Annotated in this window: 20 protein-coding genes; 13 read left to right on the plus strand and 7 right to left on the minus strand. The window is 59.5% G+C overall.

What is annotated here, in order from left to right:
* The 4 genes from YUA_RS46530 to dctP all read right to left on the minus strand — a co-directional run.
* Window positions 1-362 (minus strand): acyl-CoA dehydrogenase family protein (locus YUA_RS46530; protein WP_035972965.1); only part of this gene is annotated, 362 nt, incomplete at its 3' end.
* 39 nt (window positions 363-401) lie between these two features.
* Window positions 402-1,691: a TRAP transporter large permease gene (locus YUA_RS0139750; RefSeq protein WP_027535618.1), complete on the minus strand. Its 1,290-nt coding sequence runs from the start codon at window positions 1,689-1,691 to the stop codon at window positions 402-404.
* 12 nt (window positions 1,692-1,703) lie between these two features.
* Window positions 1,704-2,258 carry a TRAP transporter small permease gene (locus tag YUA_RS0139755; protein WP_027535619.1) on the minus strand — a complete coding sequence of 185 codons (555 nt, stop codon included), beginning with the start codon at window positions 2,256-2,258 and terminating at the stop codon, window positions 1,704-1,706.
* 27 nt (window positions 2,259-2,285) lie between these two features.
* The gene (gene dctP / locus YUA_RS0139760) at window positions 2,286-3,311 is read right to left on the minus strand and encodes a TRAP transporter substrate-binding protein DctP (RefSeq protein ID WP_027535620.1); all 1,026 of its coding nucleotides are present in this window, start codon (window positions 3,309-3,311) and stop codon (window positions 2,286-2,288) included.
* A gap of 228 nt (window positions 3,312-3,539) precedes the next feature.
* Here dctP and YUA_RS0139765 point away from each other — a divergent pair, with 228 nt between their 5' ends.
* The 4 genes from YUA_RS0139765 to YUA_RS0139780 are packed head-to-tail and all read left to right on the plus strand — an operon-like array spanning window position 3,540 to window position 6,852.
* Window positions 3,540-4,742, plus strand: coding sequence for a CaiB/BaiF CoA-transferase family protein (locus tag YUA_RS0139765; RefSeq protein WP_027535621.1), 1,203 nt, complete (start codon window positions 3,540-3,542; stop codon window positions 4,740-4,742).
* Between the two features lie 9 nt (window positions 4,743-4,751).
* Entirely contained in the window at window positions 4,752-5,240 is a 489-nt protein-coding gene (locus YUA_RS0139770; protein ID WP_371259946.1) for a MaoC family dehydratase, read from the plus strand.
* A complete protein-coding gene (locus YUA_RS0139775; RefSeq protein WP_027535623.1) occupies window positions 5,240-6,091 on the plus strand; it encodes a CoA ester lyase in 852 nt (283 codons plus the stop codon). The genes YUA_RS0139770 and YUA_RS0139775 overlap by 1 nt, the downstream gene beginning before the upstream one ends.
* A 20-nt stretch (window positions 6,092-6,111) precedes the next feature.
* Window positions 6,112-6,852 (plus strand): IclR family transcriptional regulator, encoded by a 741-nt coding sequence (locus YUA_RS0139780; RefSeq protein ID WP_027535624.1) that lies wholly within the window; start codon window positions 6,112-6,114, stop codon window positions 6,850-6,852.
* 9 nt (window positions 6,853-6,861) lie between these two features.
* Here YUA_RS0139780 and YUA_RS46535 read toward each other — a convergent pair whose 3' ends face one another.
* On the minus strand, window positions 6,862-7,275 hold the full coding sequence (locus YUA_RS46535; RefSeq protein ID WP_371259945.1) for a hypothetical protein: 414 nt from the start codon (window positions 7,273-7,275) through the stop codon (window positions 6,862-6,864).
* Between the two features lie 1,514 nt (window positions 7,276-8,789).
* Here YUA_RS46535 and YUA_RS0139800 point away from each other — a divergent pair.
* Entirely contained in the window at window positions 8,790-9,053 is a 264-nt protein-coding gene (locus YUA_RS0139800; protein WP_156947606.1) for a hypothetical protein, read from the plus strand.
* Between the two features lie 434 nt (window positions 9,054-9,487).
* Here the strand turns inward: YUA_RS0139800 and YUA_RS0139805 are convergent, their stop codons facing one another.
* Together YUA_RS0139805 and YUA_RS0139810 are read right to left on the minus strand one after the other, a co-directional pair.
* Entirely contained in the window at window positions 9,488-10,879 is a 1,392-nt protein-coding gene (locus tag YUA_RS0139805) for a hypothetical protein (protein ID WP_027535627.1), read from the minus strand.
* A 158-nt stretch (window positions 10,880-11,037) separates the two neighbouring features.
* Window positions 11,038-12,066 (minus strand): radical SAM protein, encoded by a 1,029-nt coding sequence (locus YUA_RS0139810; RefSeq protein WP_156947607.1) that lies wholly within the window; start codon window positions 12,064-12,066, stop codon window positions 11,038-11,040.
* Between the two features lie 831 nt (window positions 12,067-12,897).
* Between YUA_RS0139810 and YUA_RS0139815 the strand changes: the two genes are divergently transcribed.
* The 8 genes from YUA_RS0139815 to YUA_RS0139865 form a co-directional block, all read left to right on the plus strand.
* The gene (locus YUA_RS0139815) at window positions 12,898-13,170 is read left to right on the plus strand and encodes a hypothetical protein (protein ID WP_027535629.1); all 273 of its coding nucleotides are present in this window, start codon (window positions 12,898-12,900) and stop codon (window positions 13,168-13,170) included.
* Between the two features lie 231 nt (window positions 13,171-13,401).
* The gene (dapA, locus tag YUA_RS0139820; protein WP_027535630.1) at window positions 13,402-14,316 is read left to right on the plus strand and encodes a 4-hydroxy-tetrahydrodipicolinate synthase; all 915 of its coding nucleotides are present in this window, start codon (window positions 13,402-13,404) and stop codon (window positions 14,314-14,316) included.
* Window positions 14,317-14,974: 658 nt separating this feature from the next.
* Window positions 14,975-15,943, plus strand: coding sequence for a hypothetical protein (locus YUA_RS49485; protein WP_084293177.1), 969 nt, complete (start codon window positions 14,975-14,977; stop codon window positions 15,941-15,943).
* A gap of 830 nt (window positions 15,944-16,773) precedes the next feature.
* On the plus strand, window positions 16,774-17,775 hold the full coding sequence (locus YUA_RS0139830) for a RimK family alpha-L-glutamate ligase (RefSeq protein ID WP_027535631.1): 1,002 nt from the start codon (window positions 16,774-16,776) through the stop codon (window positions 17,773-17,775).
* 1,673 nt (window positions 17,776-19,448) lie between these two features.
* A complete protein-coding gene (locus tag YUA_RS0139845) occupies window positions 19,449-20,402 on the plus strand; it encodes a hypothetical protein (RefSeq protein WP_027535632.1) in 954 nt (317 codons plus the stop codon).
* A 442-nt stretch (window positions 20,403-20,844) separates the two neighbouring features.
* Complete coding sequence (gene istA, locus YUA_RS0139850) at window positions 20,845-22,356, plus strand: IS21 family transposase (RefSeq protein WP_198029591.1); 1,512 nt, start codon at window positions 20,845-20,847, stop codon at window positions 22,354-22,356.
* 14 nt (window positions 22,357-22,370) lie between these two features.
* On the plus strand, window positions 22,371-23,123 hold the full coding sequence (gene istB, locus YUA_RS0139855) for an IS21-like element helper ATPase IstB (protein WP_027535634.1): 753 nt from the start codon (window positions 22,371-22,373) through the stop codon (window positions 23,121-23,123).
* Between the two features lie 196 nt (window positions 23,124-23,319).
* The coding region (locus tag YUA_RS0139865) for a dihydrodipicolinate synthase family protein (RefSeq protein ID WP_027535636.1) at window positions 23,320-23,695 on the plus strand (376 nt) is incomplete at its 3' end.

The raw sequence follows: 23,695 nt of genomic DNA on the forward strand, positions 1-23,695 counted from the left end.
TTCTCGCGGCCCTCGACCATCGGCGGCAGCATGCGCTTGCGCTGCTCCTCGGTGCCGAACACGACGACGGGATTGAGACCGAACACGTTGATGTGCACCGCAGACGCACCGGACATGCCGGCGCCGGATTCCGCGATCGTGCGCATCATGATCGCGGCTTCGGTGATGCCGAGCCCCGAGCCTCCATATTCCTCCGGCACGCAGATGCCGAGCCAGCCGGCGTCGGCCAGCGCCTTGTGAAAATCGTGCGGGAAGCCGCCGTCGTGGTCCTTCTTCAGCCAGTAGGCATCGGGAAAGCCTTCGCAGATCTTTGCGATGGCGTCGCGAATGGCTTCCTGCTGATCGGTGAGCGCGAAATCCATGTTCTTGATCTCCTTACTGGGAGCCGCACGGCTCCGATCTTAGCGTCCCATCTGCGAGGGCAGCCAGAGAATGATCGACGGAAACGCGACCAGAATCGCGATCGCAATCAGGTGCGCGATGAAATGCGGGAAGGTGCCATGGAACACCTCCGCCACCGGCCGCTTCGCATAGCGGGCGACGATGAAGCAGTTCAGGCCGACCGGCGGCGTGATCATGCCGACTTCGGCGGTGACGATCTTGATGACGCCGAACCAGATCGGGTCGAAGCCGAGCGTCTTGATCAGCGGCAGCACGATCGGCACGGTCAGCACCAGGATCGCGATCTGGTCCATGAAGGAGCCGAGCACGATGTAGCCGCACAGGATCAGCGTGATGATGACCCAGCGCGAGGTCGGCAAGGAGCCGATCCAGGCGACTAGATCCTGCGTCACGTGGGTGAGCGTGAAGAAGTAGCCGAAGATCGAGGCACCGACCAGGATCATGATGATCATGCAGGTGCCGTGGCTGGCGCGCAGCAGCGTCTTGTACAGCGAGGTCGGCGTGATCTTGCCCTTGACGATCGCCAGCAGAAAGGCGCCGAACGCACCGAAAGCCGACGCCTCCGTCGGTGTCGCGACGCCGAGATAGATCGTGCCCGTGACGATCGAGAACAGCACCACCATCGGCGAAACCTGCCACAGCAGTGCGAATTTTTCGCGCCACGGCACCGATTTCGCGGCGGGTGCACGCGACGGATCCTGCCAGACCAGGAAATAGATCGTGGCCATGATGGTGAAGGTAACGAGGATGGCGGGGATGATGCCGCTGATCAGGAGTTTTCCGATGTTCACCTCGGCGAGCAGGCCGAAGATAACGAGCGCGACGCTGGTCGGCAGCAGCATCGACAGCGTGCCCGAGATCGCAACCACGCCGGCGGCCATCTTCGGCTCGTAGCCCTGGCGGATCATCGCGGGAAGGCTGGTTGAGGACAGCGTCGCAGCCGATGCCGTCGAAGTGCCGCAGATTGCGCCAAAGCCTGCGCCGGCGAGCGCCGTCGCCATGCCGAGGCCTCCGGGAACGCGGCCGACCCAGGCCGAGGCCGTCTTGAACAGATCATCCGCGACGCCCGAGAGCAGCACGAGGTCCGCCATCAGCAGGAACATCGGAATGGTGATCAGCTCGTAGGACGAGACGGTCGAGAGCGGCGCGGTCTCCAGGATTCCGAACAGGGTCGGAAAGCCGCCAACCATCACGAGGCCGATCGAGCCGGAAAAGGCCATGGCAAAACCGACGGGCGTGCCGAGCGCGAGCAGGCCGAACAGCAAAGCGAGAACGATGAGAGGTGTCATGGATATCCGCCGTTACTCGAAGCCGCGCGCTTCGCCGACGCCGGTCACAGGCGGCAGCGGATAGAGGTCGCGTCCGCTGACGAGGCTCAGCACATTGCCGATCAGCTGGAGCGCCAGCCGCAGCACCAGCACGCCGCAGCCGAACGGCACCAGCGCCGCCGAAATCCAGGTCGGCCAGGGAATGGCGCCTGAGAGGACGTCATGCTGCTCGTAATTCTCCAGCGCGCGCTCGAACCCGACCTTGCAGATCAGGACGAACACGAACAGGCCTGCAAGCGCGGTGACGATCTCGGACAGCCGCCGCCCCGCCGGCGAGAAGCGCGACAACAGGATGTCGACGCCGACATGGACATGCTCGCGCAAGGCGTCCGACAGCGTGAAGAAGAACACGCCCGCGAGCAGATAGAGCCCGATCAGATCATAGGTGAAGGAGAACGGGCTGTTCAGCGCATAGCGCATGAACACGTCGGTCACGACCAGCACCATGATCACGAACATGAATAGCACTGCGATCACCGTCAGCGCGCGCTCCAGCGCGCCGAGCACTTGCCCCGCCCGTTCGATCACTTCGCGCCTCCCTCTTCGATTTGCGGATTACTTGCTGCCGACGGCGAGCAAGCCTTCGAACTCCTTGAGCGCGGCAGAAGCCTGCTTGCCGCGGCTGTCGAGACCGCTGGCCCATTCCTGGCCGACGCCCCTAAGCTTGTCCTTCATCTCGGCGCGCGTCGCTTCCGGCAGCGGATCGAAGGTGACGCCTTCGTCCTGCATGTGCTTCTTGGTGACTTCGCCTTCCTTGTCGACATCGGCGCAGGCTTTTGGCGTGATCGCTTCGGAAGCCTCGTTCATTGCGGTCTTCACGTCGTCGGGCAGCTTGTCCCAGACCGACTGGTTGATGGAATAGGCGACGATGAAGCTGCCGAAGCTGACGCCTTCGGTCGCGTGCTTGACCAGCTTGTCGAGGCCATAGGCCACGACGCTGTCCAGCGGGAACAACAGCCCGTCCATCGTGCCGCGCGACAACGACTCATAAGCATCGGGCGCGGCCATGCGCACCGGCACGGCATTGAGCGCGCGCAGCGTGAGATCTTGCGCGCCGCCGGTGGTGCGCAGCTTCAGGCCCTGCATGTCCTTGGTGGTTTCGACCTTCGACTTGACGGTCCACACCTGGTACGGCGGCAACACCACCGCCATCAGCAGCTTGATCTTGTTGGGTGCGTATTCCTGCTTGGCGAGCACGCCTTCGCGCGCGGTCTTCCAATAAGCGAGCGTGCCCTGGCAGCTGGTCGCGAACGCACCCGGCAATTGCGCCACTTCCGACAAAGGCATCTTGTCGGAGACGTAGGATGGCCCGATGTAGCCGATGTCGACCACGCCGGACTGCGTCAGCCGCAGCATGTCGGCAGCCTTGCCGATCTGCTGGTTCGGATAATAGGTGAAGGTCACCGCGCCGTTGGTGCGCTTGGTGACGTCGTCCATCCAGGGCTTGAGCATCAGGCGGACGAGGTAATGTCCAGCAGGGAAGCTATCGGCGACCTTCAGCTCGAGCGCCTGCGCCGACAGTGTCGAGACCGGCAGCGACAAAGCGAGCACGGCTGCAGCCCGGACCAGATTCCTCTTCATTTCATTCTCCCTGACGCGTCCCACGCTGAAGGCGGCAGCCGTTGGCTGCCAAGCCATTCGGCCCCTCGCTCCATTTCTTGCTTGAAGAAAATGTACATATATGTGAATTTATTTGTCAAGTATATGAACGATGCATAGGGCTATGCACCCCTTGGCTGAGCGCCTGAATTGACATCGCCGATTTATGAATCCTAACTTCACGTATATGAATTCATCCCACGAGGCTCCATGGGACCGCTCGCCGGCTTCACCATTCTCGACCTGACCTCGGTGCTGATGGGCCCCTACGGCACCCAGGTGCTGGCGGACATGGGCGCTGACATCATCAAGGTCGAAAGCCCCGAGGGCGACATCGTTCGCCAGATCGGTCCCGGCCGCACGCCCGGCATGGGCGGGATGTTCCACAATGCCAATCGCGGCAAGCGCAGCATCGTGCTCGACCTCAAGAAGCCCGACGGGCGCGACACGCTGCTGCGGCTGGCGAAAAGCGCCAGCGCGCTGGCCTATAATGTTCGCCCGCAGGCGATGGCGCGGCTCGGCCTCGACTACGAGACGCTTGCCGCGATCAATCCGTCGCTGGTCTATGTCGGCGCCTTCGGTTACGGACAGTCAGGCCCCTATGCCGCCAAGCCCGCCTATGACGATTTGATCCAGGGCGCGGCCACCATTCCGACATTGCTTGCGGCCGCCGGCGACGGCACGCCGCGCTACGTTCCCGTCACCATCGCCGACCGCATCGTCGGGCTGATGATGGTCAATGCGATCATGGGCGGGTTGATGCACCAGCAACGCACAGGTGTGGGCCAGCGCATCGACGTGCCGATGTTCGAATCGATGACGGAGTTCGTGCTGGTCGATCATCTGGGCGGTCTGACCTACGATCCGCCGCTCGACCATGGTGGCTATGCCCGCCTGCTCTCGCGCTATCGCCGGCCCTACAAGACCAGCGACGGGCATCTCTGCGTGCTCATCTACAACGACAAGCACTGGCGCAGCTTCTTCGAGGCGATCGGGCAGCCGCATTTCCTCGAGCAGCCGCGCTTTGCCAACCACGCCGCGCGCACAAAACACATCGACGAGATCTACGAGGAAATCGGCAACATCTTCCTGACGCGCACGACGGCGGAATGGCGCGAATTGCTGGAGCGCGCCGACATTCCGGTGATGCCGATGCACACGCTGGAGACGATTCTGGACGATCCGCATCTCAAGGCGATCGACTTCTTCAGGACGGTGGATCACCCCGTCGAAGGCCGTATCCGCCAGATGCGCGTGCCCTCGACCTGGAGCGTGACCCAGCCGGAGCCCGCAGGCCCTGCGCCGACGCTCGGCCAGCATGGCCGCGACATTTTGCGCGAGGCCGGCTTCTCGACCGACGAGATCGAACGGCTCGCAGAGCAGAAAGCAGTGCACCTGGCGGCGCCGCCCTAGCAGCAGGCGCTGGCCAAATCGCAGGACAAGAGGGAGGAAACAGCGATGGCCGGACTTTATTTCGAAGACTTTTCCGTGGGCCAGGAGTTCAGGCATCCGCTGACCCGGACCGTCACGGAAATGGACAACACCATGTTCAGCCTGTTGACGCTCAACCCGCAGCCGCTGCATATCGACGCGCATTTCTCCGAAAAGACCGAATTCGGCCAGCGCATTTTCAACAGCCTTTACACCCTCGGCATCATGATCGGCATGACGGTCTATGATACGACCATGGGCACCACCGTCGCCAATCTCGGCATGGCCGACGTGACTTTTCCAAAGCCGGTCTTCCACGGCGATACTTTGCGGGCGACGACGAAGGTGCTTTCGTTGAGGGAATCCAAATCGCGCCCGAAGGCGGGCATCGTCGAGTTCGAGCACCACGCCTTGAACCAGAACGACGAGATCGTCGGCAAATGCCGGCGCATGGCGATGATGCACAAGAGGCCGGTCTGATGCGTTCGATGCTGTTCGTGCCGGGCGATTCCCCGCGCAAATTCGAGAAGGCGAGCGAAGGCAAGGCCGACGCGCTGATCATCGATCTCGAGGATTCCGTCGTCACCGACAAGAAGCCGGAGGCGCGCGGGTTGACGCTGGCGATGCTGAAGGGGCCTCGCGGCCCGCATCAGCTCTATGTCCGCGTCAACGCGCTCGACACCGGCATGACGCTGACGGATCTCGCCGCGGTAGTGCCGGGTAAGCCCGACGGCATCGTGCTGCCGAAATCGCAGGGCGGCGACGACGTGCGGCAGGTCGCGACCTGGCTCGAAGCTTTGGAGGCTGCGGCCGGCATCGCGATTGGCGCGAGCCGCATCGTTTGCGTTGCGACAGAGACCGCCAGCTCGATCTTCGGTCTCGGCAGCTACAAGGGCTGTTCCCCTCGCCTCGCGGGCTTGATGTGGGGCGCGGAAGATCTCTCGGCCTCGCTCGGCGCCACCGAGAAGGCCTCGGGCGGTGTGTTCCACAGCCCCTATCGCCTCGCGCGCGACCTCTGCCTGATGGCGGCGGCCGCGGCGGAAGTGGCGCCGATCGATACGGTCTACACCGACATCGACAATCTCGCAGGCCTCGAGCAGGAAACGCGTGCGGCGCGGCGCGACGGGTTTTCGGCGAAGGCGCTGATCCATCCGAAACATGTCGATGTCGTCAACGCGGCGTTCGCGCCAACCGACGCCGAGCGCACCTGGGCGGAGAAGGTGATCGCAGAGTTCGCCAGCAATCCAGATTCCGGCACGCTGCGGCTTGACGGCCAGATGATCGACAAGCCGCATCTTCGCGCCGCGAACAAGATCCTCGGCCAGCCCTAGATCAGGATGCAAGCCTCACGATGATCGTTCGCCAAGCCGCCAACGTCCTGGAGATCATGGAATTCTTCGCGCAAGCGAGGAAGCCGGCGACGCTTGCAGAGATCGCCGATCATTTCGGCTGGCCGCGCTCGTCGACCTTCAACCTGCTCGCGACGCTGTCGGAGAAGGGCTATCTCTACGAACCGCGGCCCCGCGCCGGCTTCTACCCGACGCCGCGGTGGCTGGCGATGGCGCGGATGATCTCCGAGGTCGAGCCGCTGCCGCCGTGGACGCACACGCTGATCGCCGACCTCTCCGCAGAGACCGGCGAGACCGCATCCATCGTGGCGCCGGCCGGCGTGATGGCGGTGTTCATCGACGTCGTCGAATCCCAGGCCGCAATCCGCTACTTCGCCACCATCGGTCACCGTGTGCCGATCCACGCCACCGCGAGCGGCCGCGCACTGCTGCTGCAATATTCGCCGGAGGAGCGCGACTCCGTCTATCGCAAGATCGAGTTCAAGCAATACGGCCCGTCGACGCCGATCAGCATCGAGGCGGTCGAGGCCGAGCTGCGCCATTCGATCGCGCGCGGTTACTGCCAGAGTTTTGCCGACTACAGCCGCGACCTTGCCGGCGCCGCGATCCCGCTGCCGATCGGCGATCGCCGCCTCTCGGTCGTCGTCGCCGGCCCCGAATTCCGGATTGGTTCAAAGGTGGCCGACGTGGCCGCGCTGATCGCAAGGACGCTCGATCGGCTGCGGCCGAAGACCGCGGCGTAGGCTACCGCCTTACTCGAAACCCTGAACGGGTGGCGTCATCGTCTCCGCTGGTCCCGCAGGAGCAGGTTGAACGGGCTGCACCACAGGCGCAGCTTGAACCGGCGGATTGGGATTGGCGGCAGCTCCCATCTGACCATTGGCCTCCATCGCTTCGCGCGTGCGCGGCGGAGCGCTGGTGGGAACCGCACGGCTCACCTCGCGACGCGGCGGCTGCCGGTGTCGCGCCGAACGCGCCCCTCTCACGCCCCATGACCGGGCGATGGAAGGTCCGGCGGTGTAGCCGACGAGGGCGCCTGCGACGGCACCGACCGCAGAATAGCGCGACCTCCTGGAGCGCGCAGACATTATGCCGATGCGTACGCTCGAAACGAACTCGAAGATCTTCACCTTAAGGCTGTCGGCTTCTTCAAGATCATTGATCATCCCGTTGAAGGACGCATCCGCCGGATGCAGGTGTCGTCGACCTGGAGCGTGACACAGCCGCCGGTTGGCGGACTGGCACCGAGCAGGGTCGCGACATCCTGCAGAGAACCGGTTTCTCGGTCGCGGAGATTGAACGCCTAGGCCAACAAAGGCCTGTCCCTCTGCCGCTTTCGTTGTAAAAGCGGCGGAACTATGATGCGCTTAGAAGCGAGCGCGCCACTTGCAGTCAAATCACGCGCATAACGACCAAAATATCCAGGAATTCTGCCTGGCGCACGGGACGAAACGCCCAAAACCATCGAGGCGCTGAATTTTAGACAAAGGAACGATCGAGGTGACCTATGGCCACGACAGTCTCAGCGATTCCTTTCACCGGTGTCCCATTCCCGCAATCGGCGTATGACCATCGGCGGGAGAGAGTGTTCGAGGCTATGGCTCGCGCGGAGCTCGTCCGCTCGTCGTGACTGCCCATGGTCATCTCAGATATTTTACCGGATATGACGGGCGAGGTGGATATTTCGCGCCCTTTCTGTCGATCCTCGTGCCGGGGCAAGCGCCGACATACGTTGTGCGGGAGTACGAGGTGCAGGCAGTTCGCGCGAACAGCTGCAGCGACGGCGTCGGTCACAGCACAGTTTTGCAGATTGGCTTACCTCTCTCGCTAGCCCGGCGATGGCCAGATGATTGCCCAAGGCCTCGACCTCTTCCTTGATCTTCCTTTGATAGAATGGCGTCACCCCATAGAATGTGCGAAATCGCTGAATGGCCCCAGCGGAACTTAGCAGGCAGCTCAGCAAGTTCGTCCTGACTGAATAGCATGTTTCCCCCTTAGTTGGCGCATTGCGCATGTGGACGATTGCCCGAGCCCCTCTGCCCGCCGCCAACCGCTTCTGCGGCGAGCGATCTCATAGGCTGTTGCAGCAAGTTCGTTTACCGCTCGGCCTGACACATCAGCGGCGTGAAACATCGATCACATGAAGGCTGCCGGCCAACGGCTGCGTGGACTCGGGAAAGCGCAGCTTTTCACTCAGTGATCGCTGCTCGGCGAAGGTGATCATGATATCTCCAGTCGGTGGCGCGGACGTTTGCGAATAGTCGTGCATGTGTCGTGCCAAGTGGAAGATCAATGCGATCAATCCGAGAGCGGTGTGCTCATGTCCGACATGTTGGAGATCCGACGATGCGTGCAAGCGTAAGCGCGAGCTCGGATCGGCGGGCATCCCTCGGACGCGCACCTCGCGGCGAGCTCGCCGATGGAGACGGATGGACGATACGACGTTCAAGCATCGCGACCGCACGCGATGCGTTCCAACATAACGGCCGCTCCCGGCGCCGGTCGTGATTGGATTTTGTGCAAACGCCGATCGAGGAGCCCGATGGTGGGAGAAGCGTCAAGTTCGCATCCACGGAGCGGACCTGGGCGCCCGGAGTGCGATCCAATCAGGATCCGACCACGACCGCTCCACCTCAAAGCTAAACAGAGGGACTAGGTAGTCCCGGATGATGATCGTGACGTGAGGTTCGCTGGCCTCATCCTGGGTCAACTGCTTGGACTCATTGGCATCCGCATATTGAGTCGTGGTCTGGATCAAATGTTTCCTTCCGAAGCAAAACCTCACGTCATCGAAAAGGAACAGGGCGCCAGGCCTCAACAGCCGTACCGCCGCGATGGCGGCCGCCAGATCGACATAGATCGAATGGCTGCCATCGAGATAAACGATTTCGAAAGTTTCTCGTTTCCTGGCCAGCCTGATCAGGTTGAACAGATAGGTTCCTGACGGATTTCCCAGAAAGGTGATGTTTCGATCGCGATGCCGGCCGCCGCCAGATCGGCCCGGCGTCGGGCGCAGACATGTTCGAAGTCCAGACCCACATAGGCCCTGAACCGCTCCCAAGCTCGGTCCTACGCCAATCTCGAGAAAACGGCACCCCGGATTCTGTCGAAGCACCTGGACCAGCCGAGCTGTGAACCGAGTCCCTGTACGCCCGGTAGTTGCTGGGCAGAGGATGGCTACCGTCAAATAGGACGTCGTGACGGTCACCACTCATCATTCGTCTCGCAGTTGGTCATAAAATAAATCTGGCATGCCGTACGTACGGCCAAGAGCCCCACCTTCCCGGCCACGACCAACGATGGCTAATGTCGGGCGGTTTCCGGTGAACACTGCAAGCCCAGAATGCCGAGGGTGCGCTGAAGCCGAAGCGTCGACATTCATGCCGGCACTTTGCTGAGGGCGCGTGATGCGGTCGCTTGATCTCGGTTCGCTCCATCTGTCGTGAGCGCCGCCAAATAGCGAGCAAAGAGCAAGATCGTCCGGGTGTGCGAATCAAGGGAACTCTTGTCGCTCCGTCCCGCCAGCCAATCGTCAAACAACTTTTTGCGGCCAGCGCCAAGATCAGCGTTCCGGATAAGCGTGTCCCGTGCGGGATAATGCCGTTCGCGTAAAACTGCGCCGCCGAGGAAACTCGCATTCCGCCAAAGCGTGATGTGCGCCTCCCTGGTCAGTTGCGGATGACCTTCCGTGCTTACGTGTGGGCGTTTGAAGATCCTGGCCTCGATTGCTGCGAAGGGACCGATATTCAAGCGGACGGTCTCCGACCCGTACCGTCCGTTCTTGTTGTAAACATCGGTTGGCAGTTGCCGCCAATTGCGCAACGACACGCTGGTCTGCAGAAGGTCGAGCCGAAACAGGCAGACGGTATCGCGGCTTCCGGAACGCTTTGCGGCTCCGGACGAGACAATATCCGTCTCACCCCAGAACGGTGGCGCGGGAAACAATGCAGCGTCTGGCGCGTCGCCGCGAAGCCTGCCGACCGGATCCGGGCCAACCTGCCCGACCTGGTCGGCGGCAGTCGCCCGGTGGACATCCAGCTCGACCGCCAGCCTCCCGAAGTGGTCCTCATTGTGAGCCAGGAGACCGGAGAGAATATCGATGTAGTGATAACCGGAATGGCAAAGCATTCCGTAGCCGTGACGGTAAGGATGGTCCTCCCGGGAGAGGATCTCCTCCTCCGTGTTCCACACTCCCGCGTGATGCTCGATACCAATATAGGTGACCGGTGTGCCAAGGTTTCGGGAGGCGCGGCGCGCATAGCGTCCAATCAATTCGTACACGGCGTTGTAGCGGCGCGGCGTCATGACCACGCAACGGCCGCCAGTCCGATCGCAGATCTCCTTGAGCTCGGCGACCGCACCAACCAGACGGTCTGCAGCAGGGCGTCCATTCGATCCCATCGGAAGAACGACGGGCTTGTCGACCAGGCAATCAAGGCCAAGTCCAAGCGCCGCGCGAAGGTAGCCCAAATGAGCCTTGGGTTCGGTAGCGACGATCACTTTCGTGCCTGGACGTGCCAGAGCCGTCAGCACGTCCTCCCCATGACCGGAATACCAGATCGCCCGTCGCCGGAGATCGGGTACCCACGAGACGCTCGCCGGCTTGCAGGTGCGGGTCCGGAAAAAGGCATCCACGTCATCTCGCACGCTGTCGAGCTCGACGACATGGAAGGCCGATGCTCGACCGCTGGAGACGGCATTCTCAATTAGAGGAATATATTTCGCCCGGGCATAAGCACCGAGCCCGACGAGAATGATATCTCCTCGCATGCCTTCTGATACTCTCTCACGTTTGCCTCAATCAGAACACCGGACGCAATAGGCCAGACACTGGGTCGACCTGACGGGCGCTGACAAGGTGGGATACTGCGTCCTCGCGCACCGAGAACGTCCGATACGAGACCGCTTTTCGTTCATCGATCGCTTCGTCATGCGCAGGCAAGCGCACGGTTCTCCACATTCTTCAGGAGCGCGACCTGGCTCGGGCATTGGCCGCAGCCGCTGTTCGCCCGAAACTTCTTCAGAGCCGGGGAGGTACGCCAAACCTTTTCCAGGTCGAATTCCGACGATCGGACATTGCCGAGGAGGAACTCGCGGCTATCTGGATCCCCGACGACGAAGGAACAGGGATACAAATCGCCGTTTGTAGAGAGGTAGACCGCGGTGTTACCACAGTCGCATTCGGTATATCTGACGTTTGGGCGCGGCTGCGACGTGTCGACGAAAATAGGCGGCGGCAGTTCGAGGCGTGATGAGCTGGGCTCCGCAGCAATCCCCATCAGCGCTTCCTGCAGCTCTCGAATTTCGTCAGCCGAGCCCAAGAGCGCATCCTCATTGCCGAGGGCAACACCTGAGGCGAACATCGGCTTGGTCCTGAAGGAGTGGACGCCGACCGACGACAGGAGCCGATAGGCGTCCAGCGCCTCACCGACGTTGTGCCGGTTAGCCGTCATCCTGGCCTGCACCACGACCCCGCAATTGACCGCCTCAGCCATCTGCCGGAGTGCGGAATCGTAAACACCCGCCTTGCCCCGGAAGCGTTCCACGGTCTCCCGCTTTGCACCGTCAAAACTGAATTGGAACGTTAGTTTCTTAGGATCGTCGAAGATTGAAACCACATCAGGAATTGGCACCTGGCCGAGCCCTCCTGTGTTCAGCTGCACCTGAAGGCCTCGCTTGTTCGCATGGGCCATCAGGGCTGCCGTGCGCGGAAACACCAATTTCAGAAGCGGCTCGCCACCCGTCAATGAGACTTTCATCAGGGAATATTTGTCGGCGAGAAGATCGATGAAATCTGTCATCTCATCAATAGATAGTTGTGATGGCTCCAACAGCCGTTTGTACTGGTCTCGATACTCTTCGGGAACGTAGCAGTGCTCGCAATGGAGATTGCAGTAAAACGATACACATATTCGCGCGTGGTTGACGACGATGGAAAGCGGACTGTCGACTTGCATGGCGTCCTCCTGGCTTTCTCCCAAAAAGGACGCAGCAGGATCTATGCCAGTACGTCGCGGCGAAGTATCCACGATTTTGAGGGCGCAATGTCGCGCTCCAAACAGCTTGGCGAGATCCCGACATCAGCCCCGTGTGCTTTCGGACAGTGACGCCATTGCCCGCACACGCCAGTCCAACTGGATTGAGTTCCCAGAAGCCGCTCATCCGTGAAGGGCGTCATCACCGTGGCCGCTGTTGTCCAGAAAGACATGCGAGTCTAACGCGAACTTCAATGTGCAAACTTCTGACTCAGGACAGCACTAAGGTCAGGCCGTCAATTGCCCTACTCGCTCCGGTCTTTGCGATGCCAACGAGCCTTCGCGGAACGAACACGTCGATGTAGCCGAGCGCACAATTGGATCGTGTGGCACGCCGATTGCTCAGGCAAACATGGCCATCACAGAGACGGTGGTTCTTCCGGGAGTTTCAGATGACGAGAATGATAGGCATTAGGCCGCTGAGCGTCGACGCAGGGGCCAAATTACAGACACATCGTGCAACGCCCGCAGTACCGGTACTTTAGCCCGCCGAAGACTCCCGGCATCAAGGAACACTGAAATGAAACGTAGCCTCGCGGTTCGCAGCATCATCACGTCCGGGATCAGTGCGGTCAAGCTATCCAGCATTACCGGGAGTTTGCTGAGCGGTCGATTCATGAAGCCACTGACGTTTAGCTCAATATGAGCGTAGCATGCTAAAGATCTTCGGCCTGACCAGTCGTGAACGGCTACAGCATCGATTTGGCGGTGTCAGCTGATGAGCATACACCCTCCCATGAAAGGATTAAGGACATGAAGCTCGCAGACCCTCCTTCGCGCAGCCCCGCAGCGCCGACCGTCCTTGTTGGCAGGAATCGCCGTGGCAACTGGGTTGCGCGGGAACAGAATGGCACTTTTGGCGGTCTTTTTTTGACCCGCGCCCAAGCGTTCAAATACGCTCAGTTTGAGAATGGCCGCCAAGCAGAAAACATCATCGAGGTGTTGCGCGAAATCGAACTCGACATTTCCCGAAACTCCGCCAGATCCCCGGCAGGAGGCGGGTGGCTTGATACGTCATGCTACTAGAAGAGGCGTATGGCTACGCGGCGAACCGGCAAGAGACCATCAACGTGATGATTGCGCTCCACACGCGACCAGCTAACCCGACCCTAATACGAGTGTGGCGAGGGCGAAATCGGCTTCGCCTTACGATACAAGTTGCAAGTGAAGTCCTGGATTAAAGCTGATGTCACTGCCATCGGCGGTCCTGTGCTCTAGGGCACCCCGTGAAAAACTCGGCCAAATGGAGCACGCGGCGTGACCTCACGACCAAATGACAGTGCTTGGCTGACGGGTTACATACCTGACCTCCCGACTCCATTCGATGAAGCAGACCGCATAGATCTGAAAGCCTTGGAAAGGCTTTGCGAGCGCCAGATTGCAGCCGGCGTCTCGGCTCTGGTGGTTTGCGAGACGGCCGGCGAAGCGCCGACTCTTTCAGACGCAGAGCGGGATATGATCGTCCGTGCGGCTGTTGAAATCGTGCAGGGGCGCGCCCGGGTCATTGCGGGCACTGGTTCTAACTCCACCAACAAGGCCATTGAAGCGACACAGCGCGCAGAGGCAGCCGGCGCAGACGCGGTTCTTTCGGTTGTGCCTTGCCACCACGGTCCTATGCAGAACGGTATCTACGCGCATTTTTGCGCCATCGCTAATTCCACCGGGTTGCCCATTATTTTGCATGACGTGCCCGCACGAACTGTCGGCGAACTAGCGGACGAAACCCTAGTCCGCCTGGCCGAATCCAAGCAGTTCGTCGGACTGAAGGATGGCGCGGGCGACATCCGCCGTCCTATGCGCTTAAGTTCGCTGCTGCGGTCGGATTTTCGATCGCTGTCTGGCCACGACGGAAATGCTGTAGCATATATCGCAGAAGGCGGCGATGGATGCATCTCGCTACTCGCGAACGTGAGTCCAGACCTCTGTCAAATTATCTTTTCCAGTGTAAGACAGGGGCGCCTCCAGACCGCCCGATACTTTCAAGCTCGCCTAGCTTTACTGGAGTCCTGCCTGACAAAGGAGAGCCCGGCTGCCCTGAAATATGCGTTGAGCTTGCTCAATTTGATGCGGCCCGGCACGCGGCTTCCGATCGTGCAATTGGATGAGGATGCCATGGACGAGGTCGCTAAGGCTATCGCCGGAATTGAGAGCATCGGGCGGGCGCGATTGTAGTAGGCCTCAGAACAATCACCTGAAACTGCGCTTGGCAATTGGTGCCCCGCGCTTCGCGTTCTGGCACGATATGCGCATGCGTCGGTTCGCCACGGAGCATCGGGATCAGCCCACTCTGTGTTCATTGCCACGGAAAGGAAACGCGGGTGATCACCCCCCGCGCGATCAGGCCGCCGACCCAAAGGTCCCCTCCCCCGCGCGCGGCCCTGCTTCGCTCGTTGGGTTTGGCGCCGCGACGGGACCCTCAAATGACAGATGATCTCCAAGCTAGCCCAACCAACTTTGACCAGGACATTATTTTCCAGCACACCTAAACCGTCGGTCGTGTTCGTCTCCGCACGTGATCACGATTACTTCCTTGATCCCACCATCGCCGTCACCATCCTTGGATGCGGAACCATTACAACCGGATCGACGACTTTGACATCGGCCCGGTTTGCATCAGCATCATCGTACGTCCAAGTCCGGACCTATATCCCAAGCCGGTACAGCAACTCACGCGCCCGTCGGCAACTATCTTCTTTGATAGGATCAGGAACTTGGGCGATCGCCTATGTTCGTTCCAATACCGGAGAAGACTCGCCAGATCCGATCTTGGGCTCGCATTGTTTGTGCCTGAGATAACGCGGGCTAGTCTCACATCGGAAGGTAACCTCAAATGTCGGCAGAACTGCTCTACTTGTCGAATGCTGATGTCCAGGACGTCCAAATTTCGCCGCGTGAGGCGCGAGAGGCGGTCATTTGTGCCTTTCGCGACAATGCGGCTGGCAGTAACATTGGTTTACCGAAATCGACCATCACCATCGGTCCAAATTCCTGGTTCAGCTCGATGAGTGCAGCCTCGGAGACCAAGAGTCTTGCGACAATGAAATGGGTAGCCGCTATTCCGGTCGAGGGGATGCCCGAACGGTCGACAGTTAACGGATTGATATGTATGAGCGATTACAAGACTGGCGTCCCTATCGCCGTTCTTGATGGAAATTCAATCACACTGATCAGGACAGCTGCGATGTCAGCGGCCGCAGCCTCCTTTCTCGGGCCTCAAGCACCTGCGAGCATTGGGTTGATCGGCTGCGGGTTGCAGGCGCTTAGCCACATAGATGCATTTGCCGATCTGTTTCCGTCACTCCGCAGAATCCATCTCTTAAGTCGGAGTGTTCTCTCGGCTGAGAGAGCTGCAGCCGCAGCATCAAAAAAGAAACTCGATCCGATTATTACGAACAATCCTGATGCGTTATTGAGTGAAAGCGAAATCGTGATCACCATGGTTCCGAGTTCGCCGGGATTGAAATCGTTTCTGGACGCTCGGTTGTTGCCAGCTTCGTCCTTCGTTTCGGCCGTGGATGGGGGTAGAAGTTGGCGGTCGGAAACGCTCAGCGCCTTTGACGTATTTGTCACAGATGCATTAGAGCAGTCCTCGTCACCGGTAGATGCGTCAGACCGATACGTCGAATCAATTCGATTTCAGGATGATCTTGTGCATCTCGCTTATAGTTCACCGCAGCGTGTCGCCTCAATCAGGGCATTCTTTGGCTTCCGAGGTTTCGCCGTCGCCGACTTGGCACTGGCGGGCTTGGCTCTTCGGAAAGCTAGAGCTTGCCGGATCGGAAGGATTCTGCCTCGATGAGAAGAGTGGCGTTATCAGGTGTTTCACTTGATCGGTGCGCGGACGCGCTACAAGTAGAGTCATCCCATCGCACTGGCATTCGTACCGCCGCTTTTTCGTGGGGGAATCCGAGGCGGCCAATTTCGCAGGTTTTGAAGTCGCGCTACGAACGGGTGGTGAACATTCTTATCCACGATGTTCGAGATGCTACTGTGCATCTGCTGCAGACCGTAAGCCCGGACCGTCTAAGCTTTGCAGGTTTCAGGTTCTAAATGCTTCGATCGAAGAGAATGGTCACCTAGCGAAGATCGGCGCACCAGGTCGCTCTTTCAACGATCGTAGTTCGCGTCAGACCTTTGCCATTCCGCCATCCACGACCGTCGGGGTCGATGAATGATAGACGGAGCAGGCCTGACCAGGCTGCCGATTGCGTCTGAGAGATCTTCGCCGCGATTATAGCAGCGGCTTTTCGATGCTGTTCCGGCACCGCTGCGACTTCCCACCGATGGACAAGAGGGCTTCGCTTGCAGTCGTTGTCCCCCTTCCAACAAAGGCGAACATCTTGTCAGGTACACAACACATAGCGTCAGTCGACGAATAGCGACTTTTCCAATGTGCAATTAGCAACTTACAAAGCGACTATAAGGCTGGCACAGCGGTTGCATTTAGGACGCTGCAACACCGAGTGATGCTGTAGTTAGCTCCCGAATCTCACATCGACAGGCAGATCGCCGCGAATGGGATGTCGACGTGATTTCCGAGATGTCCTACTTGGGCAGAATAGTGCTCTCGACGTGATCGCAGCTCTGACGTGCAGCTAATCGCCGTTTGGTTATATCTGGGAGGACGTGATGAGATTGCTCATACTCATAAACAGTCTCGATTGCTTAGGTGAAAACGATGCAGTTCTTAGCAGCGCGTTCCGTCGCATCGGCTACGAAGTAATTCTCGGCGAGATCAATACTATCGCGGCAGATGATTACCGGTACTTCACACGAGGAGTCCTCGTCCCAGAAGATGCCGAGCCGTATTCTCCCGGCTCCGTGGCACCTTGGACTCGTGAGACCTATTTTCTTGACGAATGCCAACTGATCTGGGTCCTCGGCTCGCCCCAGGCTCGCGTGTTCCGGGATATCTGGCGCATGCTGTGGTTAGCTTCACGACAGACGCCCTTTGTTAACAGTGTTGAAGGACTGGTATTTCTAAATAGCAAGCATGCAATGGGCTATCTTGTCCCAAAGGAGAACCGAGCATTTTCATATGTATCGAATGACTTCTCGTCACTTTGGGATCGCTATCAGCAAGCCCCGGATCAGTGGTGGGTAGCCAAGCCGCCAAATTCCGGCTGCGGGCAAAACGTCTTCTTACTTCCTCAAAACGGACCAAACGTTCGAACAATCCTCCAATGCCTTACCGGAAACACCGTTGCGCAAAGCGAGATGGATTACGGCGGATTGGGCGGCTTCATGGCTGACTATGCAATTCTTCAGAAGTTTATCCCGGAGGTCGCCCAAGGCGAAAAGCGCATCATCGTTACGTGTGGGAAGGTTGTTGCCTGGCACGGTCGGCAGCGCCATCCAAATGATCACAGATCAAATCTAACACAAGGAGGAAAGGCCGTTCCGGTCGATCTGAATGCCAATGAAGTGGCGCTTGCTGAGTTGATCGGCAAAAACCTGATGGCACATGGGATCAACTTCGGTGCCTTAGATATGGCTTATCCCTACATTATTGAATTCGATCTCGGTTTCCCTGGAGGACTATACGACACGAAACTTGTTTCTGGAGTGGACCGCTCGGATCATGTTGCGGAACTAATCATCGCTCGCTTCAAGAAGCATTTTAAATCGTGATTGGGCGCAGCATACTTTATCACAAAGGTTGTTGCAGAGCTCAGCGACACTCATGCGCTGAAGGCGATGATCGTGGCAATGGCCGATCAGAGGGCGCTGGAGGCGCGCAACAGTTAGCTCGAGTGTTGGAGAAGACGGTGGACGAGCGGATCGCGACGCTGGCGATCGTGAGATGCTGGAGCGTTTGCACTACGGCGTTCGTTCGGAGCGCATGCTGAGCGCGGCATCAAGCGATGAGCAGCCGGCCTTCGTGTTCCGCGCAATATAGACCGGCATGGCCGCTACTAAGCTCCGGTGCGACTCACAGTGCGGCGGCGGGCGGTCGCCGTCTGACAGCCGGCTATCGGCGCTGTCCTGATCAAGGGCAAGGGGAGTGCAAGATGGTGCGGTCCCTCGGAGGCGAGTTGCCGTGGCCGCCGACTCGAAAATGTCCCATGCAAGCTCATGTTCCGCGCTCATTTCCTTTCCGTCTCATCGGCTGCTAGACATGAGGATGGCCGACATACTTTCTCGTAGTGCAGGATTCCAGCCGTCGATGCCGCCTTCACGGCCTCAGCCGCTGCAGCGGAAGGGGGGTACGGGATCGTCACTACGATCCGGTCTGCGCCAGTGACGCCTATCCAGCTCACCTGCCATGCGGCTATCCGTCGCGGCGGAGCGGGTGAAGCCATATCCCACCAGATCGAAGCAATGCGTTGGGCCGTGCGATGGCCTGTTCTAGGTCGTCAACAGATCGCAACAGGGCACCACTTCAGGACCTACAATCAAGTAAAAGCATCTATAATGCGGATTGGTAGCCGTGTCGGGATTGCTTAACATCAAAGCCCCCTTGATGCACGGCAAGCCAGCCCTGATTGCTGGCGGACTCATGTGAGACCGACTCGGCGTTGCTGGAGAACCCAGCCATTGCGTGAATGACTGCGTCGTGCCTCCCTCGGTCAGTTAGACAGAGAAGGGCCCGAGGCAAAGGCCAGCGGTCTTCTGCCTGTTGAGCAACACGGCCGTCAGTCCACGGCAATGCTCTCGCCCGCGGTAGCTCATCGATTGAAGAGCTCCAACTCCTAACGGGCGCGCTGCTCACCAAAGCGGAAAGATGGATCTCCGACCCCAATCTTCTCGACATCGTCCCACAGCTGACAAGGGGACGCAGGTCGATGTCGCGTGAGTGCCGCTTCCCGCGGACGATCCGCTCTCCCATTCCATTGAAACACGTCAGGGACCCTACCGAGTGTCGCCTTTGTCGAGTCCGTGACGCGACAGTGGTCGGCGCGGCGTCCAGCCTCACGCGCGTTTAGGCTGCTGATTGATATGCACAAAATACTCCACCTGTTCTTTTGCGCAGCTTGGCACATTTCTTGGAAACCCGTCATCGCAGGGCGGCGGGAGCTGCCAGCTGACGTGACATCGCTAGATGAAAGGAAAGGCAAAATGTGGGGTCGTATTTTGTGCGCAAATCGGAAAATCTGCCCTACACGATCGCTAGCGCTGTCGGCCACGAGCACAAGATCCTCATTATCGTTACGTCCTCAAAAGCTACTCCAGCTCCCTGATCTTGAAGGGCGCAGATACCGTCGTGCATCTCGAGGAGAGCTGGCCTCGATGAAAGACCGAGAAGTTGATGCGCGTTTCGCGTCAACTGCCGCTTGAGCATCAATCGACTTCAGGAGGAACTGATGAACGAGCTCCTTGGCCTGTATATTGATCACCAAATGACCGCCCCTCTCGCAGTCGCGCAGCTTTCAGAGAAGATTAAGCCACTAGCGGCCGATCTTGGAAGAGCTGGAATTCTGCTAGTCGCGACCTGTGCGCGCGTTGAGGTCTACAGTGACGCGACCGCACTCAGAGATGTCAACAGCATGATATTTTCTGATTTTTCATACGGACGGGTAGAAGGTGCGGACGCAGTTGCTGAACGTCTTGCCGAGATTGCATCCAGCGCCCATTCCCAGATCCTTGGTGAGAGTTACATCAGTCAGCAGCTCGCGAAGGCTACGGAGTTTGTTACTCCAAATAGTCTGATTTTCCCGATTGCACGGTACGCAATTGATACGGGTCGTGCTGTACGCGAGCGACAGCAGTTCATCGCATCGTTCAACTACGATCAGATCGTCGAAGACATTATAGCTGATCGATTTCCGAATGGAGAGTTGCCCGACCGCCTTTATGTCATCGGGGCGGGTATGCTTGGTTGCGGGCTGATCAGGAGTGACGTGGGAAAACGTTTCCGTTCCAAGGTAGTCGTGACGCGTAACCCTAAGAACCTTCGCAAGCGCCTTCGCCCCTGGGTTGACATAGAAGTTGCGCTCATGCGTCCGACCGAGATTGGGTACGCGCGCGAACCACAGTCGGTCGTTGTAGTCGCGACCGCTGATGTGAATGATGAGTACGAGGCCACTCTTCGGGACGCACTTCTGCGGTTGGAGCCGCGTACTATAGTGGATCTGTCATCAGTGCCAGTATTTTCAGCCGCGGCGGTCAGAGATCTCAACTATGTGAGCATGTACGATGACGAATTTCTCCGGTTCATCGAACAAAATAATAATCAACTGACTCCGAAACTGCCGCTCGTGTTTTCCGACATAAAGGCGACGCTTCAATCGGCGCAGATCGACCTCCGAGGAAGGTAACATAGCCGCTTCCGGAGACACGTTTGAACTCGTGTAGTCCCATTCGGAGCTGCAGAACCCGAACGGAAGGACTGGACTATTCCAGCACTGGTCTCAGGCGCCATCAGACGACGTGATATGACGACGCTTATTATAAGATGGATAGAAGCGACCGTGAGCAGGCGAATTTGTCCTCCGCCTCAGCGTAAGATGTTATCGAAGCGACGCTTCGAGATCATAGCGTGCGGATTCCGATTTATTCCGGCCGGGTATTCCGACTTGAAGCCGGCCACCGTTCCGATTTGAAGCCGGCCACGATTCCGAAATGAAACCGGCCGGCATTCCGATTTGAAGCCGGCTGGGGTTTTGGAAGTCGGCGTTTTCGTTTGGGTCAGTCCCTCAGGCATCAAGTCCCTCGTTGATCAATGAGGGGAAGCGGATGCCGGCCAAGAGAGAACTGACCATGCGACAGATACGACAGATGCTTCGGCTTGCCCGTGATGGGGTGAGCGCCCGGGAGATCGGGCGCACGCTCGGTGTGGCGCGCAGCACCATCCAGGACAATCTCAAGCGTGCCTCGACTGCCGGGCTGGCGTGGCCTTTGGCGGGCGATCTGACCGATGCCGTTCTTGAACAACGTCTGTTTGCCCATGCCGGCGTCAGGCGCGGCTTCCGCCGGCGCCGGGAGCCGGATTGGGCCTCGCTGGCGTGTGAGCTGAAGCGGCCTGGCGTCAATCTGATGGTGCTGTGGGAGGAGTACCGGGCGGTCCACCCGGAAGGATATGGCTACAGCCGGTTCTGCGATTTATTCCGGGAATTCGAGCGGCGGCTGTCTCCGACGATGCGGCAGGACCATCCGGCCGGCGACAAGGTCTTTGTCGATTACTCCGGCAAGAAGATCATGATCGTTGATCGCAAAACTGGGGTTGTGCGCGACGCGGAGATCTTCGTCGCCGTGCTTGGCGCCTCGAATTACACCTACGCCGAAGCGAGCTGGACGCAGACACTTCCGGACTGGATCGAGGCCCATGTCCGGATGTTCCGGTTCTTTGGCGGGGTGCCCCGCCTCGTCGTCCCTGACAATCTGAAGTCCGGCGTGCACCGGGCTTCGTTCTATGACCCTGAAATCAATCGCAGCTACGGGATGATGGCGTCCCATTACGGCGTTGGCATTCTTCCGGCACGGCCAAGAAAGCCCCGGGATAAGGCAAAAGTGGAAGCCGGAGTGCGTTTTGCCCAGACCTATATCCTCGGGCGGCTTCGCCGGCAGACCTTCTTCTCCCTGGCCGAGGCGAACGCGGCAATCACCGCCGCGCTGGAGCGCATCAACGCCCACGTCATGCGCCGGATCGGCGTCAGTCGCCGACAATTGTTCGAGACCGTCGAGAGGCCCGTCCTGGCGCCGTTGCCGGATGCCGACTATCAGTTCGCGGAATGGCTCCTGGCCCGCGTCTCGCTCGATTATCACGTCGAGGTCGACGGCTTCTTCTACTCAGTTCCACACGGCCTGATCCGGGAGCAGGTCGATGTTCGCGCTACCACCCGGACTATCGAGTTGTTCCATCGGGGTTTGCGTGTTGCTGCTCATCAGCGCCGTTATGGCGGCCGCCGGCACGGCACTGATCCCGATCACATGCCCAGTGCGCATCGGCGTTACGCCGAGTGGACTCCCGATCGATTCCGGCGCTGGGGGCGGTCAATCGGGCCCAACACTGAGGGGCTCGTCCTCGCCATCCTGGCCAATCGGCCTCATCCCGAACAGGGATTCCGGACCTGCCTGGGCGTGCTTCGGCTGTTCAAGGATATTGATCCCGAACGCTCCGAGCTGATCGCGGCCCGCGCGGTTGCGGTCCGCGCGCTGACCTACAAGAGCATCGCCTCCATCATCGCCAACAAGCTCGAACGCAGTTCTCGCGATACCGAGGACGCGATCATCGAACATCCCAATCTGCGCGGCCCCGGTTACTTCCATTGAAAGGATTATCCAGCATGCTCACCCATCCCACCCTCGACCTGCTGCATAGCCTCGGTCTCCACGGTATGGCCAAAGGCTTCAAGGACCTCGATGCCCAGTCCGAAGCGCGCAGCCTCGAACACGCCGAATGGCTGGCGTTGCTCCTGGAACACGAGAAAACGCTGCGTCAGCAAAAGCGGTTCGAAAGCAGAGCTCGAGCCGCCAAGCTGCGTCATGCCGCCTGCGTCGAGGATGTCGATTACCGCGCTATCCGCGGCCTCGACCGCGCGCTCTTTCTAAAACTCGCCGCCGGCGACTGGATCCGGGCACGACATAATCTCCTCGTTACCGGGCCGTGCGGCGTCGGCAAGAGCTGGCTCGCTTGCGCCCTTGGCAACAAGGCTTGCCGAGACGACTTCTCAGTTGCCTACCATCGTGTGCCGCGTCTCTTCGCCGCCCTCGCACTCGGCCGCGCCGACGGCCGTTACACCAAGATGCTCCGGGCGATCGCACGACTTGATTTGCTGATCCTGGACGACTGGGGACCAGAACCTCTCGACGCCGACCAGCGCCGTGATTTGCTCGAAATCGTCGAGGATCGATACGAATCCCGCTCGATTATCGTCACCAGCCAGCTGCCCGTCGATCGCTGGTACGAAATCATCGGAAACCCCACCATCGCCGACGCGATCCTCGATCGCCTCGTCCACAATGCCTACCGCATCGAACTCAAGGGAGAGAGCCTCAGAAAGCAGAAGCAAGCCGCTCAAGATCAACCGGTCTCTTGACCTTCCCAGCCCTCGACGACATCATGAAATTGACCCATGCGAACGACGCCACGGGTGGCCGGCTTCAGATCGGAATACCCGGCCGGCTTCGAATTGGAATGCATGGCCGGCTTCGTCGGAATCCGCACATAGCGGTCGGTTTGCCGGGACGGTGACCGAACCTCCAACCACATCCCTCAGCTGAGGATAATGGATCATGTCCGATATAAACTGGGGAGGTATCTTCCCCGTGCTCGTTACTCCCTTCGGAGCCGACGGCTTCATCAATGAGACCCGATACAAGGCGCTCATCGACGATGCGATTGCTAATGGCGCGAAGGGCATCGTCGCGGCTGGCAGCACGGGAGAATTTTATGCGCTCACCAAGGCCGAGCGCGCAGGCCTCTACAAGTTGACGGTTGATCATGTGGCCCGGCGCGTGCCTGTCCTGGCAGGCGTCGCCGACTTGCGTGTCGAGGATGTGCTGGAAGCGTGCCAGTCGGCCGTGGCGTCTGGCTGCGCGGGCGGCATGATCCTGCCACCTATCTATGCCATGCCGAGTCCTCGTGAGATCGTGGCCTTCTTTGAGCACA

The sequence above is a fragment of the Bradyrhizobium sp. WSM3983 genome, assembly GCF_000473045.1.
GTDB lineage: Bacteria > Pseudomonadota > Alphaproteobacteria > Rhizobiales > Xanthobacteraceae > Bradyrhizobium.

Bases quoted from the DNA above. Each gene is read 5' to 3' on its own strand.
- YUA_RS0139775 (WP_027535623.1), top strand. From the start codon at position 5,240: ATGCGTTCGATGCTGTTCGTGCCGGGCGATTCCCCGCGCAAATTCGAG.
- YUA_RS0139805 (WP_027535627.1), bottom strand. From the start codon at position 10,879: ATGCGAGGAGATATCATTCTCGTCGGGCTCGGTGCTTATGCCCGGGCG.
- YUA_RS0139810 (WP_156947607.1), bottom strand. From the start codon at position 12,066: ATGCAAGTCGACAGTCCGCTTTCCATCGTCGTCAACCACGCGCGAATA.
- YUA_RS46535 (WP_371259945.1), bottom strand. From the start codon at position 7,275: ATGATCAATGATCTTGAAGAAGCCGACAGCCTTAAGGTGAAGATCTTC.
- YUA_RS0139815 (WP_027535629.1), top strand. From the start codon at position 12,898: ATGAAGCTCGCAGACCCTCCTTCGCGCAGCCCCGCAGCGCCGACCGTC.
- YUA_RS0139765 (WP_027535621.1), top strand. From the start codon at position 3,540: ATGGGACCGCTCGCCGGCTTCACCATTCTCGACCTGACCTCGGTGCTG.
- YUA_RS0139780 (WP_027535624.1), top strand. From the start codon at position 6,112: ATGATCGTTCGCCAAGCCGCCAACGTCCTGGAGATCATGGAATTCTTC.
- dctP (WP_027535620.1), bottom strand. From the start codon at position 3,311: ATGAAGAGGAATCTGGTCCGGGCTGCAGCCGTGCTCGCTTTGTCGCTG.
- YUA_RS0139830 (WP_027535631.1), top strand. From the start codon at position 16,774: ATGAGATTGCTCATACTCATAAACAGTCTCGATTGCTTAGGTGAAAAC.
- istB (WP_027535634.1), top strand. From the start codon at position 22,371: ATGCTCACCCATCCCACCCTCGACCTGCTGCATAGCCTCGGTCTCCAC.
- YUA_RS49485 (WP_084293177.1), top strand. From the start codon at position 14,975: ATGTCGGCAGAACTGCTCTACTTGTCGAATGCTGATGTCCAGGACGTC.
- istA (WP_198029591.1), top strand. From the start codon at position 20,845: ATGCGACAGATACGACAGATGCTTCGGCTTGCCCGTGATGGGGTGAGC.
- YUA_RS0139750 (WP_027535618.1), bottom strand. From the start codon at position 1,691: ATGACACCTCTCATCGTTCTCGCTTTGCTGTTCGGCCTGCTCGCGCTC.
- YUA_RS0139845 (WP_027535632.1), top strand. From the start codon at position 19,449: ATGAACGAGCTCCTTGGCCTGTATATTGATCACCAAATGACCGCCCCT.